General features: G+C 34.2%; 17 protein-coding genes. 10 read left to right on the forward strand and 7 right to left on the reverse strand.

Annotation, left to right across the window (positions count from 1 at the left end; all coding sequences use genetic code 11):
- Window positions 1-98 precede the first annotated feature (98 nt).
- Complete coding sequence (locus tag ACN0QX_RS03000; RefSeq protein WP_248398238.1) at window positions 99-731, forward strand: 7-carboxy-7-deazaguanine synthase QueE; 633 nt, start codon at window positions 99-101, stop codon at window positions 729-731.
- 52 nt (window positions 732-783) lie between these two features.
- On the opposite strand, the gene ACN0QX_RS03005 is transcribed toward ACN0QX_RS03000, so the two are convergent.
- Window positions 784-1,323 (reverse strand): DUF2911 domain-containing protein, encoded by a 540-nt coding sequence (locus ACN0QX_RS03005; RefSeq protein WP_417195476.1) that lies wholly within the window; start codon window positions 1,321-1,323, stop codon window positions 784-786.
- Between the two features lie 229 nt (window positions 1,324-1,552).
- Here ACN0QX_RS03005 and asnB point away from each other — a divergent pair, with 229 nt between their 5' ends.
- The 9 genes from asnB (at window position 1,553) to secDF (ending at window position 14,068) form a co-directional block, all read left to right on the forward strand.
- Window positions 1,553-3,214 (forward strand): asparagine synthase B, encoded by a 1,662-nt coding sequence (gene asnB, locus ACN0QX_RS03010; protein ID WP_417195478.1) that lies wholly within the window; start codon window positions 1,553-1,555, stop codon window positions 3,212-3,214.
- A gap of 219 nt (window positions 3,215-3,433) precedes the next feature.
- On the forward strand, window positions 3,434-3,658 hold the full coding sequence (locus tag ACN0QX_RS03015; protein WP_371922402.1) for a DUF6090 family protein: 225 nt from the start codon (window positions 3,434-3,436) through the stop codon (window positions 3,656-3,658).
- A gap of 246 nt (window positions 3,659-3,904) precedes the next feature.
- Complete coding sequence (locus tag ACN0QX_RS03020; protein WP_417195480.1) at window positions 3,905-4,147, forward strand: hypothetical protein; 243 nt, start codon at window positions 3,905-3,907, stop codon at window positions 4,145-4,147.
- Between the two features lie 519 nt (window positions 4,148-4,666).
- Window positions 4,667-6,616, forward strand: coding sequence for a DNA topoisomerase (ATP-hydrolyzing) subunit B (gene gyrB, locus ACN0QX_RS03025; protein ID WP_248398248.1), 1,950 nt, complete (start codon window positions 4,667-4,669; stop codon window positions 6,614-6,616).
- 95 nt (window positions 6,617-6,711) lie between these two features.
- Window positions 6,712-7,722 carry a DUF6588 family protein gene (locus tag ACN0QX_RS03030; protein ID WP_417195483.1) on the forward strand — a complete coding sequence of 337 codons (1,011 nt, stop codon included), beginning with the start codon at window positions 6,712-6,714 and terminating at the stop codon, window positions 7,720-7,722.
- Window positions 7,723-8,057: 335 nt separating this feature from the next.
- Entirely contained in the window at window positions 8,058-9,047 is a 990-nt protein-coding gene (locus ACN0QX_RS03035) for a hypothetical protein (RefSeq protein WP_417195484.1), read from the forward strand.
- A 230-nt stretch (window positions 9,048-9,277) separates the two neighbouring features.
- On the forward strand, window positions 9,278-10,204 hold the full coding sequence (gene mdh / locus ACN0QX_RS03040; RefSeq protein WP_248398255.1) for a malate dehydrogenase: 927 nt from the start codon (window positions 9,278-9,280) through the stop codon (window positions 10,202-10,204).
- A gap of 76 nt (window positions 10,205-10,280) precedes the next feature.
- Complete coding sequence (locus tag ACN0QX_RS03045; RefSeq protein ID WP_248398257.1) at window positions 10,281-10,943, forward strand: hypothetical protein; 663 nt, start codon at window positions 10,281-10,283, stop codon at window positions 10,941-10,943.
- Window positions 10,944-11,104: 161 nt separating this feature from the next.
- Window positions 11,105-14,068: a protein translocase subunit SecDF gene (gene secDF / locus ACN0QX_RS03050; protein WP_417195487.1), complete on the forward strand. Its 2,964-nt coding sequence runs from the start codon at window positions 11,105-11,107 to the stop codon at window positions 14,066-14,068.
- Between the two features lie 343 nt (window positions 14,069-14,411).
- On the opposite strand, the gene ACN0QX_RS03055 is transcribed toward secDF, so the two are convergent.
- The 6 genes from ACN0QX_RS03055 to ACN0QX_RS03080 all read right to left on the reverse strand — a co-directional run bounded on the left by ACN0QX_RS03055 (window position 14,412) and on the right by ACN0QX_RS03080 (window position 18,225).
- Window positions 14,412-14,909, reverse strand: coding sequence for a DUF192 domain-containing protein (locus ACN0QX_RS03055; protein ID WP_248398261.1), 498 nt, complete (start codon window positions 14,907-14,909; stop codon window positions 14,412-14,414).
- Window positions 14,910-14,914: 5 nt separating this feature from the next.
- Window positions 14,915-15,841: a prolipoprotein diacylglyceryl transferase gene (gene lgt, locus ACN0QX_RS03060; protein WP_248398263.1), complete on the reverse strand. Its 927-nt coding sequence runs from the start codon at window positions 15,839-15,841 to the stop codon at window positions 14,915-14,917.
- 3 nt (window positions 15,842-15,844) lie between these two features.
- Entirely contained in the window at window positions 15,845-16,141 is a 297-nt protein-coding gene (locus ACN0QX_RS03065) for a hypothetical protein (protein WP_417195580.1), read from the reverse strand.
- A complete protein-coding gene (gene yidD, locus ACN0QX_RS03070; protein ID WP_248398266.1) occupies window positions 16,038-16,274 on the reverse strand; it encodes a membrane protein insertion efficiency factor YidD in 237 nt (78 codons plus the stop codon). Before yidD ends, ACN0QX_RS03065 begins: the two co-directional genes overlap by 104 nt.
- 43 nt (window positions 16,275-16,317) lie before the next feature.
- On the reverse strand, window positions 16,318-17,796 hold the full coding sequence (cysS, locus tag ACN0QX_RS03075) for a cysteine--tRNA ligase (RefSeq protein WP_417195490.1): 1,479 nt from the start codon (window positions 17,794-17,796) through the stop codon (window positions 16,318-16,320).
- Window positions 17,797-17,862: 66 nt separating this feature from the next.
- The gene (locus tag ACN0QX_RS03080; RefSeq protein WP_417195491.1) at window positions 17,863-18,225 is read right to left on the reverse strand and encodes a four helix bundle protein; all 363 of its coding nucleotides are present in this window, start codon (window positions 18,223-18,225) and stop codon (window positions 17,863-17,865) included.
- Window positions 18,226-18,321 lie beyond the last annotated feature (96 nt).

The following is an 18,321-nucleotide window of genomic DNA, read 5'->3' on the forward strand; positions in this document are numbered from 1 at the left end:
GTTTAAATATATAAAACAAACTTTTTAGTAAGGTTGCGTTATGAAATATCGGAGACATCATAGCACTTACTAAATCCTGTTTTATATCTTTGCACGCTATGACAAGAAGTGAAAGACAAGAGTTGTTAGATAAAGGGCTTTTATTGCCCTTAATGGAGGAGTTTTATACCATACAAGGTGAGGGTTTCCATAAAGGAACGGCTGCCTATTTTATACGAATTGGTGGTTGTGATGTAGGTTGTCATTGGTGTGATGTGAAGGAAAGCTGGTTGGCCGAACTACATCCACCAACTGAAACAGCAAAAATTGTTGCCAATGCTGAAAAGTACAGCAAGACTATAGTGGTAACCGGTGGTGAACCTTTAATGTGGGATATGACGGTTTTAACCAACCAATTAAAAGCAAAAGGTATGCAAACCCATATTGAAACCTCTGGTGCTTATGAGTTAACAGGTACTTGGGATTGGATTTGCCTTTCGCCTAAAAAATTAAAATTACCAACCCAACGGGTTTATGATAATGCAAATGAATTAAAGGTGATTGTTTATAATAAAGACGACTTTAAATTTGCGGAGGAACAAGCGGCTAAAGTAAATAAAGATTGTATTTTGTATTTACAGCCTGAATGGAGTAAACGCGATAAAATGGTGCCCGACATTGTAGATTACGTTATGGCAAACCCGAAATGGAAAGTGTCATTACAAACCCACAAATACTTAAATATACCCTAAAAAAAAACGCCTTGAATAGTCAAGGCGTTTTTTATTATAATCGAAATGTTTTTTATTTTGAAGAGGTAGGTACCGATACTCTAACCTTTCCCCATCCCATGTGCATGTTAGCATCAACATCAAAACTTATAGAAAATGCTTCTAAAGATTCATCCGCTATGTTTACAGGAGCCGTAACTCGAGCAACATCATTTTCTTCTTTGTAGAAATATGACCCCCAAGTATTCAAATCTTTATTAATAATAATTGTCCACGCTTTGTCTCCAGGAATGGTGAATAAGGAATAGGTTCCTTTTTTTATCATTTTGCCACCAAAATTGGTGTCTTTATAAAATGTAATTTCAACAGCTTCATTTGCTCCAGTACGCCAAACCTTATCATTAGGTGCTAATTTATCTAATGAACGATTGTTAAGTTGTGGTCTGCTGTAAACGACTTTTATAGATTTGTTGGCATCCTTGTAATCTGAAGGAAACGCGGCGGCATCCATTGGGCTTTTATCTAAATTAGAAAACTCTTGAGCAGATAAGCTTGTTGTGAATACCATAACCAAAGCAAACGCTACGGATGTAATAAATGTTGATTTCTTCATATTTATAATTTTTGTTTCGTTAAAAATATTTAATAATTTTTAAACAGTCGCAAATTTTCTTGAAACTTTACAAATTATTAGGAATACAATAAAATCAAATTCAATTTGTTTCATATTTATGTAAATTAAGTATTTATTGTTTCATATTATAACCAAAACATAATTTATTGTTTTTAAATACTGTTATTGTATCCATATTTGCTTCAATAAATAAATTATACAAAAAATTATGTGTGGAATTGTATGTGCATTCGAATTGAAACAGAAAGCAACGGAATTAAGACCTCAAGTATTAGAAATGGCGAAAAAAATCAGGCATCGTGGCCCAGATTGGAGTGGGGTTTATGATAATGAAAAGGCTATTATGGCGCATGAACGTTTGGCTATTGTGGATCCAGCTTCAGGAAAGCAGCCGCTAATTAGTGCTGATAAAAAATTAGTGTTAGCCGCCAATGGGGAAATCTATAACCACCGAGAGTTGCGGAAGCAGTTTCCCGATTACAAGTTTCAAACAGAAAGTGATTGCGAAGTCATTTTAGCACTGTATCAAGAAAAGGGTGTTCATTTTATAGATGAGATGAATGGTATTTTTGGGTTTGCAATTTATGATGTCGAGAAAGATGAATATTTCGTAGCGCGGGACCACATGGGAATCATTCCGTTATATATAGGCTGGGATGAACATGGAACCTTTTATGTAGCTTCAGAATTAAAAGCGTTAGAAGGTTATTGCACCAAAATTGAATTATTTCCTCCCGGACATTATTTGTCTAGCAAAGATGGTGAATTTGTGCAATGTTACAAACGCGATTGGATGGAATATGATGCTGTAAAGGAAAACGAAACCCATATTGCGGAAATTAAAGACGCCTTGGAAGCAGCTGTTCATAGACAGCTTATGAGCGATGTGCCTTACGGTGTTTTATTGTCAGGTGGATTAGATTCGTCTGTAACGTCAGCCATCGCTAAAAAATACGCACAAAAACGCATTGAAAGCGATGATACAACAGATGCCTGGTATCCGCAACTGCATAGTTTTTCAGTGGGATTAGAAGGTTCGCCAGATTTAGCAGCAGCCAGAAAGGTTGCGGACCATATTGGAACGGTTCATCATGAAATAAAATTTACAATTCAAGAAGGGTTAGATGCGCTAAAAGATGTTATTTACCAGTTAGAAACCTATGATGTAACAACTATTCGAGCTAGTACACCAATGTATTTAATGGCGCGCGTTATAAAGTCTATGGGTGTAAAAATGGTATTATCTGGTGAAGGAGCTGATGAATTATTTGGTGGCTATTTATATTTTCATAAAGCGCCAAATGCGCAAGAATTTCATGAAGAAACCGTTCGAAAATTGAGCAAATTACATCAGTACGACTGTTTACGAGCTAACAAAAGTCTGGCGGCTTGGGGAATTGAAGGCCGTGTGCCATTTTTAGATAAAGAATTTATGGATGTGGCTATGCGTATCAATCCACAAGATAAAATGATTAATGGCGAGCGTATGGAAAAATGGGTTGTTAGAAAAGCCTTTGAAGATATAATTCCTGAATCTGTAGCTTGGCGCCAAAAAGAACAGTTTAGTGATGGCGTGGGTTATAGTTGGATAGATTCCTTAAAAGAGGTTGTTGCTACAGCAGTAAGTGATGAGCAACTAGCAAACGCGAAGTATAAATTTCCATTGCAAACACCAACTAGTAAAGAGGAGTTTTATTACCGGTCTATTTTTGCTGAACACTTTCCAAGTGATGCTGCCGCTTTATGTGTACCGCAAGAAGCTAGCGTAGCTTGTAGCACCAAAATTGCCTTGGAATGGGATGAGAGTTTTAAAAACATGAACGACCCAAGCGGAAGAGCCGTTGCTCATGTGCATGCCGATGCGTATTAATGAGGTTTAGAAGGTTTAGGAGGTTGGCTACAGAAAATTCATAAAACTAACGTAATCCTGCCTTTAAGCCATATGCAATAAAACAAATCTAATACAAGATTAAAAGCCAGTTTAATGCTGGCTTTTTTATGGTTTTATGTCTAATGTTTCACTACATTTAAAAACAGAAACAAACCATCTCTACAGTATAATTCCTGCTTACAGACTAAAAGTAAGCCCATGATAAAGTTATTCAGACCTGTTCGTCAAGACCTTTTTAGCAAAGGCTCGTTCTCCGGACAGGGAGGGAAAACCGCTAGATATTTTAAATACGCCATTAGCGAAATTATTTTGATGGTTATTGGAATTCTTATTGCACTTTCAATTAATAATTGGAACGAAAACCGAAAACATGCCAGTACCGAACAAGAGTTTTTTAAGAGTATAAAAAATGATCTAAAATAAGATCTAGATTTTATAAATTATGGTCAATCCTATTCCAAACCAAAAATTTCTGCCTATAACCTATTAAGAAATAAATATTCGGAAAATTATGATAGCCACAAAACTACAATAGACTCTTTAATGGCTGTTTATCTTTTTGCTGGGCAACGTACTTTTTATCCTGTTTCGGGAGCTTTTAAATCATCCATAGCGGGAAATGAAATTAATACGTATACCCATAAAAAGGTCATCCAAAGTATTATATAGTTGTATGGCTCCAACTATGATAGACTAATTGATAATGGGAAAATTGTTGATGCAAGATGTAGTAATTTAGGTGAAAAATATATTTATAGCCGAAGAACGTCTTCGTTTAATAGAGTTAATAATGCTGTTTATAGTGATATGTTAGATGACTTCCACTTTCATTATATTCAATTACATGGGTACAATAAATTATTAAATGAAACCGAAGTAGACGTCCATCAGTTGTTAAAACAATTGCCATGATTATAATCTCCTTAAAAACACGCTGCCATTATGCTAGTAAAAGAAAAAATAAGCAAGGACTTATAGCAATTGGAATATGAAATCCAGGTATAAATAGAATCCGTTAAGAGCTAAAAACAAGTGGCGTTTATAAATCAGAAATAAGCAGAATTCATGTCATTTTTAATCTAATTGAAACAAAATAAAAATCGCAAATTTTAGTTTTAAAGCCATTTCGAGAAAATCTAATTTCCCGGATAATGATAATACATCAAAAATTCGTTTTAAGGTGCTTTTTAGTCGATTTAAGACACTTTTAAGTAATTAACAAATGTTGATAATTTTCAACTTCAATCCATAAAAAGCTTTTAAAAGGCATCAAAAAGTTGTATCTTTGGTTGTATTCAAAAGGATGCTTTCAAGGCGTCTTTTTTTGTGCTAATAACATTCATTTTTAAGAATATAAAACCTAACAGTAAGCCATAACAGTGTTCTTTCTTTTTAGAAAGGCGTCAGGAAAGGCTTAAAATTATTTAAAACATGAGCGAAAAAAGAGAAGAATTTAACAAAGATAACTATTCAGCAGATAGTATTCAGGCATTAGAAGGCATGGAGCACGTGCGCATGCGACCTTCCATGTATATTGGAGATACGGGTACGCGTGGTTTGCACCATTTAGTGTATGAGGTGGTGGATAACTCTATTGATGAAGCTTTAGCTGGTCATTGTGATAATATTAGTGTTACCATAAATGAGGATAACTCCATAACAACCGAAGATGACGGTCGTGGTATTCCTGTAGATATGCACAAAAAAGAAGGCGTTTCCGCATTACAAGTGGTTATGACTAAAATTGGTGCAGGTGGTAAGTTTGATAAAGATTCCTATAAGGTTTCTGGTGGTTTGCATGGTGTAGGTGTGAGTTGTGTGAACGCATTATCAGACCATTTAAAAGCAACCGTTTACAGAAAAGGTGAAATCTGGGAGCAAGAATACGAAAAAGGTAAAGCCATGTATCCTGTTAAAAAGGTAGGTGAAACTGATAAGCGTGGAACTATTGTTACCTTTAAACCAGATCCAACAATTTTTACACAAACTTTAGAGTATAGTTACGATACTTTGGCAAGTCGTTTGCGTGAATTGGCATATTTAAATAAAGGTATCACGATTCACTTAATTGACAAGCGTCATAAAAAAGATAATGGTGAATTTGAAGGCGAAACATTTCATTCTAAAGAAGGTTTAAAAGAATTTATTAAGTTTTTAGATGGAAACCGTGAGCCATTAACCAAAGAAGTTATTGCTTTTGAAGGTGAAAAAAATGGTGTTCCAGTAGAGGTTGCTATGATTTATAATACATCATACGCTGAAAATTTACACTCCTACGTAAACAACATTAATACACATGAAGGTGGAACCCATTTATCTGGTTTCCGTCGTGGATTAACACATACCCTTAAAAAGTATGCCGATGAATCTGGTATGCTTGATAAATTAAAATTTGATATTGCTGGTGATGATTTCCGTGAAGGATTAACAGCTATTATTTCTGTAAAAGTTCAAGAGCCACAATTTGAAGGACAAACTAAAACCAAATTAGGAAACCGTGAGGTGTCTGCTTCGGTAAGTCAGGCGGTTTCTGAAATGTTAACCGACTATTTAGAGGAACATCCAGAGGATGCTAAAGTTATTGTTCAAAAAGTAATTTTAGCGGCTCAAGCACGTCATGCGGCTCAAAAAGCGCGTGAAATGGTTCAACGTAAAACGGTAATGAGTATTGGTGGTTTGCCAGGAAAATTATCCGACTGTTCAGAACAAGATCCAGCTAAATGTGAAGTGTTTTTAGTTGAGGGAGATTCGGCAGGTGGAACGGCCAAACAAGGTCGTGATCGTGCTTTTCAGGCTATTTTGCCATTACGTGGTAAGATTTTAAATGTGGAAAAAGCCATGACTCACAAGGTTTTTGAAAATGAGGAAATCAAGAATATCTTTACTGCACTTGGTGTAACTATTGGTACTGAAGAGGATAGTAAAGCTTTAAACCTTTCTAAACTGCGTTATCATAAAGTGGTGATAATGTGTGATGCCGATATTGATGGTAGTCACATTGAAACTTTAATTCTGACATTCTTCTTTAGATATATGAAAGAATTAATTGAAAACGGTCATATTTATATTGCAACACCGCCTTTATATTTAGTTAAAAAAGGTGCTAAAAAACAATATGCTTGGTCTGATGAAGAACGATCTAGAATTATGGCAGATTTTGGTGAAAATGCCAAAATTCAACGTTATAAAGGTCTTGGGGAAATGAATGCGGAGCAATTATGGGATACAACCATGAATCCAGAATTTAGAACCTTAAGACAAGTGCAAATAGACAACGGATTGGAAGCGGATAGAATCTTTTCAATGTTAATGGGAGACGAAGTTCCACCACGAAGAGATTTTATTGAAAAGAATGCTATTTATGCAAATATTGATGCTTAAATAGAACTTTAAATTATAAAAATTAACGCGCCTATAAACCAATAAGCGCGTTTTTTCGTTTATATTGTAAAGAAGCTCTTAAAATTCAAATAATTATGAAACATATTTTTGTATTACTGTTGCTGTTTACGTCATCTGGACTCTACGCGCAACAAAATATAGACGACTTATTAGCAGCTGGTGTAAATGACGCCAAGCGGTTTAGTAAAGACTACTTGGCGCCAGCCACAGAAGGTTTGGTTTATGGCATTAATAACGGATGGTTTAATCATGGAAAAGGCCAAAAGCAATTTGGTTTCGAAATAGGGTTGGTTGCCAATACCTCCTTTATTAATTCAGAAAAAAAATCGTTTGAAATGCGCGTAAGCGATTATGAAAATATTCGGTTTCCTGACAATAGTCCCTCTAAAATAGTTGCCACTGCTTTAGGAAATAACGATCCAGATATGGTTGTTATTTTAACCTATGACGATCCTATTTTTGGAAATCAAGAAACAGAAATTACCTTGCCAACAGGTTTGGGATCGTCGGATATTAATATAATCCCAACTGCTTTTTTGCAAGTTGGTTTCTCGCCTTTTAAAGGAACACAATTAAAAGCACGTTATTTTCCTAAAATAGAGGTGGACGATGTAAAGACAGGCTTGTATGGAATTGGATTGCAACAGGAATTTACAACCTGGTTGCCAAAAGCAGAGTTATTTCCTGTAGCTATCTCAGGTTTAATAGCTTTTACGCATTTAGATGGTAGTTATGATTTTACCGACGAAGGAATTGTACAAGGACAAAACCAACAAATTCAGACCAAAGTTAATACCATGTTGTATGAGTTAATTGCGTCTACTAAATTCAAAGTGTTAAATGTTTACGGAGCTTTGGGCTATGTTAGTGGGAAATCTGAAACCGATTTATTAGGAACCTATGTAGTTTCCGATGGGATATTGTTTTCAGAATCTATTACAAATCCCTTTTCCATAGAAGAAAAAGTAACAGGTATGCGAACAACTTTAGGTGCTCATTTAAAACTAGGTGTTTTTGCTATAAATGCGGATTATACCTTTGCGGAATTTAATAGTGCCACATTAGGATTACAGCTGTCCTTTTAGATTTTATGAAATCTTCAAACATATAAAAACTATTAAATTTGTAAAAACTAATGTTTCACAAATAAAAGAATCATATATACATGAAAGTAACAGCAGTAGGAGCCAGTAGTGCAGAATACATAGCCATTAAAAATTTCGCGACTTAATAGCTTTCAAAATAACATTTTAGAAGCTATAATAATATTTTTAGTCCACAGGTGTTCTGTAAATAGGAGATGTGTATTTACATTAAAATGACTCTTTTTGTACTTAATTTGTGATTTAAATATCAAAATATTGTTATTTTCGCGCGTTTAATAATATTTTACCAAAAATTTTACCAATAATTATAAAAAATGAAAAAAGGATTATTCTTATTAAGTTGTGTTTTTATTTTGACACAAGGCTGTTCCAAGGATTCAGACGAGTCTAATGATGATGGAAGTGCTAATGAATGTGGCGTTGTAAGTTTGTCGAGTGTTGTTCAAAATGGAAATGAGTTAGTTTTTAATTACCAAACACAAAACTCTTTTAACTATTTTGAAATAGGTTACGACCAAACGACGAATATTAGTAATCAGGACGTAAACAGCGATTTTTTCTTTTTGAATGAGGGTTTTACTACAACCAATGTATCTCAAGCAACAATAATAGACGAGAGTTTGTACTTTTATGCAGAAAATAATCAAACTTTAAGCTTTTTCATTAGAGCACAATGTAGCAATGGTAATTTAACAAAATGGCAAGGTCCTATAGTTTTGAGCATCGAAGAATATTGCCAAGAGCCGTATGATTTTGCAGTGCAATCCGGAACAGCCTATTGGAACACCTATTACAATGATACAGACGCATCTTACTTTCAAATAGAATATGGAAATCAAGGGTTTCAAATAGGAAGTGGTGAATTAGCAACAACAAATAGCGAAAGTTTTTCCGATGCGTCATTAGTTTCAGGAAACACCTACGATTTTTATGTTCGTTCCTATTGCAATATTAATTTGGGTTTTAGTAATTGGGTAGGTCCTTTAAGCTATTTCGCGGAATATGATCAGAATTTATGCAATCCACCATCCAATATTACCACTGAAATAGAACGTAACGGTTCAGGTCAGGCAGTTGGAGCTGTTTTTAGATGGTCATACAATGGAGAGCGTAATTTTGAACATGTTGTAGTAGGAAATAATCAGCCTGCAAGTTCTGGCTCTGTTAATGTTTCGGATAATGCGGGATGGCCTTTTTATAATTTAGCTCAAAATACCAATTATGACTTTTATGTACGAGCAGTATGTTTAGATGGTTCAAGAACGGAATGGGTTGGTCCAATTGATATAAATATTGGTAGTTAGTAAAATAACTCTAATTAAATTGGATATAGTAAGTTTTAAAAGCGCAAGTGTTAACCTTGCGCTTTTACTTTTAATACGTCATTTCAAAATATAAAAGCGTCTATATGTTCTTTCTGATTTCTCATTAAGACTTTAGTAGAATAGATTTTATGAAATCTTCAAACATATATGGTATAAAAATATTAAATTTGTAAAAATTAATGTTTCACAAATAAAAAAATCATATATACATGAAAGTAACAGTAGTAGGAGCTGGAGCAGTAGGAGCCAGTTGTGCAGAATACATAGCCATTAAAAATTTCGCATCGGAAGTTGTTCTGTTGGATATTAAAGAAGGTTTTGCTGAAGGTAAAGCTATGGATTTAATGCAAACAGCCTCATTAAATGGATTCGATACAAAAATAACTGGTATTACTAATGATTATTCGGCAACTGCCAATAGTGATATTTGTGTAATTACTTCTGGTATTCCTAGAAAACCAGGTATGACACGTGAGGAATTAATCGGAATTAACGCTGGTATTGTAAAGTCGGTTTCTTCTAGTTTAATAGAGCATTCTCCAGAAACGATTATCATTGTGGTAAGTAACCCAATGGATACCATGGCGTATTTAGTACATAAAACAACAGGTTTGCCAAAACACCGTATTATTGGAATGGGTGGCGCATTAGATTCGGCACGTTTTAAATACCGCTTAGCAGAAGCTTTAGGAGCACCTATTAGTGATGTGGACGGAATGGTAATTGGAGGTCATAGTGATACAGGAATGGTGCCATTAACGCGTTTAGCAACCCGTAACTCGGTGTTGGTTTCTGAATTTTTATCAGAAGATCGTTTAAACCAAGTTTTAGAAGATACTAAAGTTGGAGGCGCAACCTTAACAAAATTATTAGGAACATCGGCTTGGTATGCACCAGGAGCTGCAGTAAGTGGTTTGGTTCAGGCTATTGCATGCAATCAGAAAAAAATGTTTCCATGCTCTGTATTATTGGAAGGTGAATATGGTTTAAATGATATTTGTATTGGAGCACCAGTAATTTTAGGTCGTAACGGTATTGAAAAAATTGTTGAAATCAATTTATCGGATGCTGAAAAAGCACATATGCAAGAAAGTGCCGAAGGTGTAAGAAAAACAAATGGCCTTTTGGCATTATAATTGTATAAACTGAAATCCGTTGTTCTAGATGACTAAAGCAACTATTAATCAATAAATAATTTAAAAAAAAAATCAAATGAAAAAACTAATTTTTGTTTTAGTATTCGCAATGAGCCTGACAGGTTTTGCGCAAGAAGCAATGACTGAAGGTGTTGTAAAATCTAAACAAACCATGTCTAGTGATAATGAGCAAATGCAAGCGCAATTAGCTATGGTAGGAGATATTCTTACAACCACCTATTTTAAATCCGATAAAACACGTTCTGAAACATTTAACTTAATGTCTGGAAACACAACAACTATTTTGAATGGTGAAACCAACAAAATGTTAACGTATATGGACAACCAAATGACTGGAAAAAGTTATACAATTTCGGACATGAAGCCAAGTGAAGAAGATACGGCAGGTATGAAAGTTGTAAAGGGTGATGAAACCAAAACTATCTTAGGTTACGTGTGTCAAGAATACAATGTAACCCTTGAAAAAGAAGGAGCAAATATAGCAATGGATATCTATGTAACTGATAAAATTCAAGCTATGAATCCGCAAGTGGCACAAATGGGTGCTCAAATTGATGGATTTCCATTATATATGAAAATGGATGTAAGTCAAATGGGAATGGCATTAACTATTACAAGTGAAGTTACAGAAATTAATAAAGAAACGGTTTCTGCTGATAAATTTGATATGACACCGCCAGAAGGTTACAAAGAAACAGATAAATTAATGGGAATGTAATTTTTATTTAATTTATAATAATGAAAAAACAGCTGAATAAGCTGTTTTTTTTTTGTTTAAAATCGAACAGAAACTATGCAAACCTTTTGTTAAATCATTATAGAAGATATATATTTGCTCGTTTTTAAAAATATCAACAATAAATTATAATTTAACACATAATGCAAAATAAAGGATTAGTAAAACTGTTTGCAATTTTGTTTGGACTGGTAAGTATTTACCAGTTGTCTTTCACTTTTAAGGCAAATAGTATTGACGACCAAGCTGCGGCGTATGCAAATGGCGATGAGGTAAAAGAGCGCAAATATCTGGATTCTCTTGATAATGAGGAGGTTTATAACTTGGGTGTAGCTAGCTATAACTATTCAGAGGTTAAAGAAAACGCCATGAACCTTGGTTTGGATTTAAAAGGTGGTGTTAGTGTTATTCTTCAAATATCGGTAAAAGATATTTTAAAAGGATTGGCAAACTACAGTAAAGATCCAGTTTTTAATCAAGCTTTAGAAAATGCAGCCGAAGTACAAAAGAACAGTCAGAATACATTTGTTGAAGACTTTTTCCTAGAATTTGATAAAATTAAAGGCGATACTAAATTAGCCTCACCAGATATTTTCTATACTCGCGCACTTGATGGCGAAATAGAAGGTAGCATGACAGATTCTGAAGTAAAACCAATTATAGAACGTAAAATTGACGAATCTATCGTTTCTGCTTTCGAAGTATTGCGTAAACGTATTGATGAGTTTGGTGTAACATCACCAAGTATTCAGCGTTTGGGTAATACAGGTCGTATTTTAGTAGAACTTCCAGGAGTTAAAGACAAAGAGCGTGCTCTTAAATTATTACAAAGTACAGCCCAATTAGAGTTCTGGGAAGTATCTAAACGTGATTTGTTTGGACAATTCTTATTTGATGCTAACAACCTTCTTAAAGAATTAGAAGCGCCAAAAACAGAAGAAGTTGCTGAAACAGAGTCTCAAGATTCTGAAGATACGGCTATTGAAGATTTATTAGGAGCAGATCCAGATTCTACGGCTACAGAAATTAATCCATTACGTGATTTATTATTCCAATCTCAAAACCCAGCTACCATTGCTATGGTAAACCTTAGGGATAGAGAAAAAGTATTAGGCTATTTAAACATGCCTCAAGTAAGATCATTATTACCAGGCGAACAACGTTTTACAAAGTTTGCCTTTGGGAAGCCTGCAAAAGATAGTGAAGTTGTTGAATTATATGCTTTAGATGGCAACCGAGACAACGTACCTCAATTAAGTGGTGCCGTTGTTACAGATGCACGTCAAGAATACGATCCAATGGGTAAACCAACGGTTTCAATGGTTATGAACTCTAAAGGTGCTAAAATCTGGGAAGAAATGACTGGTAAAGCATTTACAGAAGGTTCAAACATTGCTATTGTTTTAGATAACGTGGTGTATTCTGCACCTGGCGTTTCTACAGGTGCCATTTCTGGAGGTAATTCATCCATTTCTGGTAACTTTACGCTAAATGAAGCAACGGATTTAGCTAACGTTTTACGTGCTGGTAAATTACCAGCTTCAGCCGATATTATTCAAGGTGAAGTTGTTGGTCCATCCTTAGGTCAAGAAGCTATTGAAAGTGGTCAAAATTCATTCCTTATTGCATTAGCTTTAGTGTTAGTTTGGATGTTCCTTTACTACGGTAAAGCAGGTTTATTTGCTGATATTGCCATGATATTTAATATTGTATTAATCTTTGGTGTATTATCTGGATTAGGAGCCGTATTAACATTACCTGGTATTGCTGGTATTGTATTAACTATTGGTATGTCTGTGGATGCTAACGTACTTATCTTTGAGCGTATTCGAGAAGAAATTGCTAAAGGTAAAGGCTTGAAAGAATCTATCAATGATGGTTTTAGCAATGCATTGTCTTCTATTTTAGATGCCAACATTACAACAGGTTTAACAGCTTTAATTTTATTCATATTTGGTACAGGTCCTATTAAAGGATTTGCTACAACTTTATTAATTGGTATAGCAACCTCGTTATTCACGGCAATCTTTATTACAAGATTATTTGTGGACTGGTATGCTAATAAAAACGGAAATTTAGATTTCTCAACAGCAATTACTAAAAATCTTTTCAGAAATATCAACATCAATTTCTTAAAGAAACGTAAAGTTGCTTATATCATTTCAACGGTTGCTATTCTTGTAAGTTTAGGGTCTTTGTTTACAAACGGTCTGGATCAAGGTGTAGATTTTGTTGGTGGTAGAACCTACCAAGTGCGTTTTGCAGAACCTGTTAGTGCTAACGAAATTTCTGAAACTTTAGCAGATGCCTTTGGTAGTGCTGAAGCGAAAACCTTTGGTAATGCTAATCAGCTTAAAATTACCACGAAATATAAGGTGAACGAAACAGATAATGCTATTGATGAGGAAATCAGAAATACATTATACACAGAGTTGCAGCCTTATATGCCAGGTCTTACTTATGACGAGTTTATTAGTGATGACCAAGGTAAAACAGTTGGTTTAATGAAATATTACAAAGTGAGTCCAACCATTGCTGATGATATTAAAAAATCATCTATATGGGCAATTTTCGGATCATTAGTAGTCGTATTCTTATATATCTTAATCCGATTTAAAAGATGGCAATTCTCATTGGGTGCGGTTGCGGCTGTATTCCATGATGTATTAATTTTATTAGGTGTTTTCTCTTTAACGTATAAGTATATGCCATTTAGTATGGAAATAGATCAAGCATTTATTGCAGCTATCCTTACGGTTATTGGTTACTCATTAAATGATACGGTAGTTGTATTTGATAGAATTCGTGAATTCTTTAATGAACACACAAGCTGGCCATTTAATAAAGTAATTAATGTGTCATTAAGTAGTACATTAAGTAGAACATTAAATACCTCTTTAACAACATTAGTGGTATTATTATCCATCTTCATTTTTGGTGGTGATTCTATTAGAGGCTTTATGTTTGCATTAATTGTTGGTGTTATAGTAGGTACTTACTCGTCCTTATTTATTGCAACACCTTTAATGTATGATGCTGTTAAAAAAAGCGATGCTGCCAATGCATTAAAAGAAAAAGAGAAAGTAGAAGAAGCGGAAATTGCTTAATCTATAAATTTAAATATATTAAAAAGCCTTTTTGATTCAGTTTAAAAAGGCTTTTTTTTATGGTTCGTATGCTTGTGTTCTAGTGGGTACTGGAAACACTAGTTTATTGATTCATGGCAACAAGAATGGGTAATATGAGAGTAACCCAAAGATTTTATATATAAAAAGACCTAACAGGTTTTTAAAACCTGTTAGGTCTAATAGAAGTCATTAAATAGCAACCCTTAAAACAGACTAAACCATATAGCTATTTTTAATTTACAATAGGGTTAAGTCTATATAAAAAGCATTAAAATAGTGGCTCAACAAAAAGTATAATTTGAAGTTATATTAAATATTAATATTAGTTCGTTTTGGAAAACGTCATCTTATCTCCAACCTCTAAATTCCATGTTTTAACCAAGCCAGCATTAACCTCTAATACATATTTTGCTGCTGCATTGGAAGGTAAGGAGCCTTCATTAAATGGTTGTGCATTTTCCTGAAAGCTAACGATGGTTTTATTGGTATCTAAATAAATAATATCCAAAGCAAAACGCGTATTTTTCATGTAGAATGAACGCGGTTGTTCGTTTGGAAAAATAAATAACATCCCACGATTCGCCTTCATGGATTCCCGATACATTAGTCCCGTTTGGGTTTCAAACTCGTTATCAGCAATTTCAATATCTAATGTAGAAACAACCGAATCGTTGGCTGTTTTTATAAGTTGTAAGGTGCCTTCTTTCTTAAAAGTGACTTGAGCTTGCTTCGGTTTTTTCGGTTCATCTTTGCACGATGTGAAGGCCAAAACAAATAAGGTTGCAGATAAACAAACAATTTTAAAATACGAACGTATCATAGAAACTAGCTACTGGTTTTGGGTTTATACAGAAACATAAAATAGAGTCCAATTATTATAAATGGCACACTTAACATTTGACCTGTATTTAAACCAAGAAACGTAATGTATTCATCGCCTTGTGGTTCTTTTACAAACTCTACAAAGAAACGAATGGTCCATAATAACACTAAAAATAGTCCAAATAAGTAGCCGCTTTGTTGTCCTTTATTGGTTTTCTGATAAATAAACCAAAGGATAAGAAAAACGAATATATAACAAAACGATTCATATAATTGTGCAGGATGACGAACAGGAACCGCATCTAATAAATGTTGAAACTGCGGATTGTTAGTCACAGCCGCATAGGCTTCTTTATAGTTTTCAATACCTGTTTCAGCTACAATCTGTCTTTTACTGTAATAATCTTGAACAAAACGAACACCTAAAGGTGAATCGGTTATTTTTCCTATAATTTCAGAATTAATAAAGTTACCAATTCTGATAAAAACAGCACCAGAAGCAACGGATATCACCACGCGATCTAAAATCCACATTAGTGATTTATATTTGTATTTTCTTCGATATAAATACATGCCTATTATAATTCCAATGGCTGCACCATGACTAGCTAATCCTTGGAAGCCGGTAAATTGAAAGCCACCTTTAAAACTAAATGGTAAAAAGATGCTAAAGAAATCTTCTGAAATCAATTCGGATTGGTAAAAAAGTACATGACCCAATCTGGCACCAAGCATAGTAGCCAAAACGGTATAAATAAATAGAGGGTCTAAATAATCTAGATTTACGTTTTCTTTTAGAAAAATTCGTTTCATGATTTGAAAACCTAAAAGGAAGGCAACAATCCACATAACACTATAAAAGTGTAATTCGAAAATTCCGAAAAGATCTAATCCCGTAATTGGATTCCAATCAAATTGTAGTATAAACATATGTCATCGTTTGTGTGCGTAAATATATGCAATTGGAAATGGATACGAAAGCAACAACTTATAATGAAATGTTATTTTTAATTTAGTTTGTCGTTCAGAAGGAGAGATGACTGAAGAATCTCCTTTCCTAACTGCGTATAATTTATGAAGGTTCATCATGGCGTTCTGAATGACAATTTCCTTTTCAACTTCAATCTTATAGATCATCCTTTTCCGGAACCGGATCATAACCGCTTCTTCCCCATGGATGACAACTAAAAATCCTAATAACCGCCAATTTTCCACCTTTAAAAAAACCATGTTTTTCCAATGCCTCTTTTGCATAATGGGAGCAGGTAGGTTGAAACCGGCATGTAGCAGGTGTCAACGGGGAAATGAAGATTTGATAAATCTTAATTATTAAAAGAAATGGATATGTGAGTATTTTTTTCATAAAGCATAAAAGTCCGGTCCTTTGGAGAGGATTTAGGAGAGGCTTAATATGAAAAGGTGGTTCCTTCACGACTATCATTCAATTGAATTCCAGCTTCAGCTAGCTCATCACGAATTTGATCTGATAATGCAAAATCCTTATTCGCACGTGCTTCTTGGCGTAACTTAATGAGTAATTCCACAGCACCTGATAATTTATCAGATGAATTATCAGTTTGCTTCGTGTTTTCTAATCCTAAAATATCAAAAATAAAAGCGTACATGGTTGTTTTAAGCATGTCTAAATCCGTAGCAGTAATCGTTGCCGAACCATCATGAATTTGGTTAATAAATTTCACCGCTTCAAATAAATGAGCAATAAGAATTGGTGTGTTAAAATCGTCATTCATAGCATCATAACACGACTGTTTCCATTTGGAAATATTATGAGTAGATGTGCTGGACGTTTTTAGCAATTCCACTAAATTAACGGCATCCATCAATCGCTTAAACCCTTTTTCACTGGAATCAAGCCCGGCATCCGTTAAATCTAAAACACTTCTATAAGATGCTTGCATCATAAAAAATCGAATAACACTAGGGCTGTAGGCTTTGGACATAATATCATTATCACCAGAAAGCAATTCAGCTGGATTGATATAGTTACCCGTTGATTTGCTCATTCTTGCACCATTCAATTCAAGCATATTAGCATGCATCCAATATTTTACGGGCGTCTGACCTTTAGCCGCTTGATTTTGTGCAATTTCACATTCGTGATGCGGGAACTTTAAATCCATTCCGCCACCATGAATATCAAAATAATCACCCAAGTATTTGGTGCTCATAGCTGTACACTCTAAATGCCATCCTGGAAAACCATCGCTCCAAGGTGATGGCCAACGCATAATATGAGCAGGCTCTGCTTTTTTCCAAAGCGCAAAATCTTGCGGATTTTTCTTATCACTTTGGCCATCAAGCGCTCGTGTATTATGAATTAAATCTTCTAATTTTCGTTTGCTTAAAATCCCGTATTCATTGGATTCATTGTATTTATGAACATCAAAATATACCGAACCATTTACCACATAAGCAAACCCATTATCTATAATGGTCTGAATGAGCTCTATCTGCTCAATAATATGACCCGTTGCAGTTGGTTCAATACTAGGCGGTAAAAAGTTAAACCTATTTAATACATTATGAAAATCAACCGTGTACCGCTGTACAATTTCCATAGGTTCAATAGCTTCTAATCGCGCTTTTTTAGTGATTTTATCCTCACCAACATCGGCATCATTTTCTAAATGACCAGCATCCGTAATATTACGAACATAACGCACTTTATAGCCCAAATGTTGGAAATATCGAAAAATCATATCGAAAGACATAAACGTTCGTACATTTCCTAAATGGACATTGCTATAAACCGTTGGGCCACAAACGTACATGCCAACATAGCCATCGGTGATGGATTTAAACGTTTCTTTTTCACCACTTAATGTGTTGTAAATTTTAATGGTTTGTTGGTTGTATAATTGCATGTTTTGGTGTTTGGTGTTTGTCGTAGAGTTGTTAAGTTACTTTATTTTCGGCTAGAAAAGTATATTTTAAGAATTCAAAAAATGATTTCTTAATGCATTAATTTTATGGGTCATTGATTCTAAGTCTAATCTCATATTATTATAATTGTCTTCTGAAATGAAATCTAATTCTTTTGAAATTATAGTTTGGTTCAATAATTCAAGCGAAGAACTATAAGCAATCGTCGTAAAACATGCTTTATATTTATTAGTTAATCTGGTTGTACCTTCGGCAATATTCAATAGCACCGAAACAGAACAGCGTCCCATTTGGGAGATAAGTCCAAATTTTTCTTCGGAAGGATATAAGTCTGTTATTTTATAAGTTTTAACCGCTAATTGAATCGCTTCTTTCCAAACATCTAATTTTTTAAAAAAATATATATACATGATTTTTAAGTATTTCGTTTAGTTATTTTCTTGTTTAGCGCTTCGAGAAAAAAAAATGATAATTAGAGGTTTTTTAACTAACTTTTATATCATTGA

The organism is Bizionia sp. (genome assembly GCF_048259285.1).
GTDB lineage: Bacteria > Bacteroidota > Bacteroidia > Flavobacteriales > Flavobacteriaceae > Algorimicrobium > Algorimicrobium hallyeonense.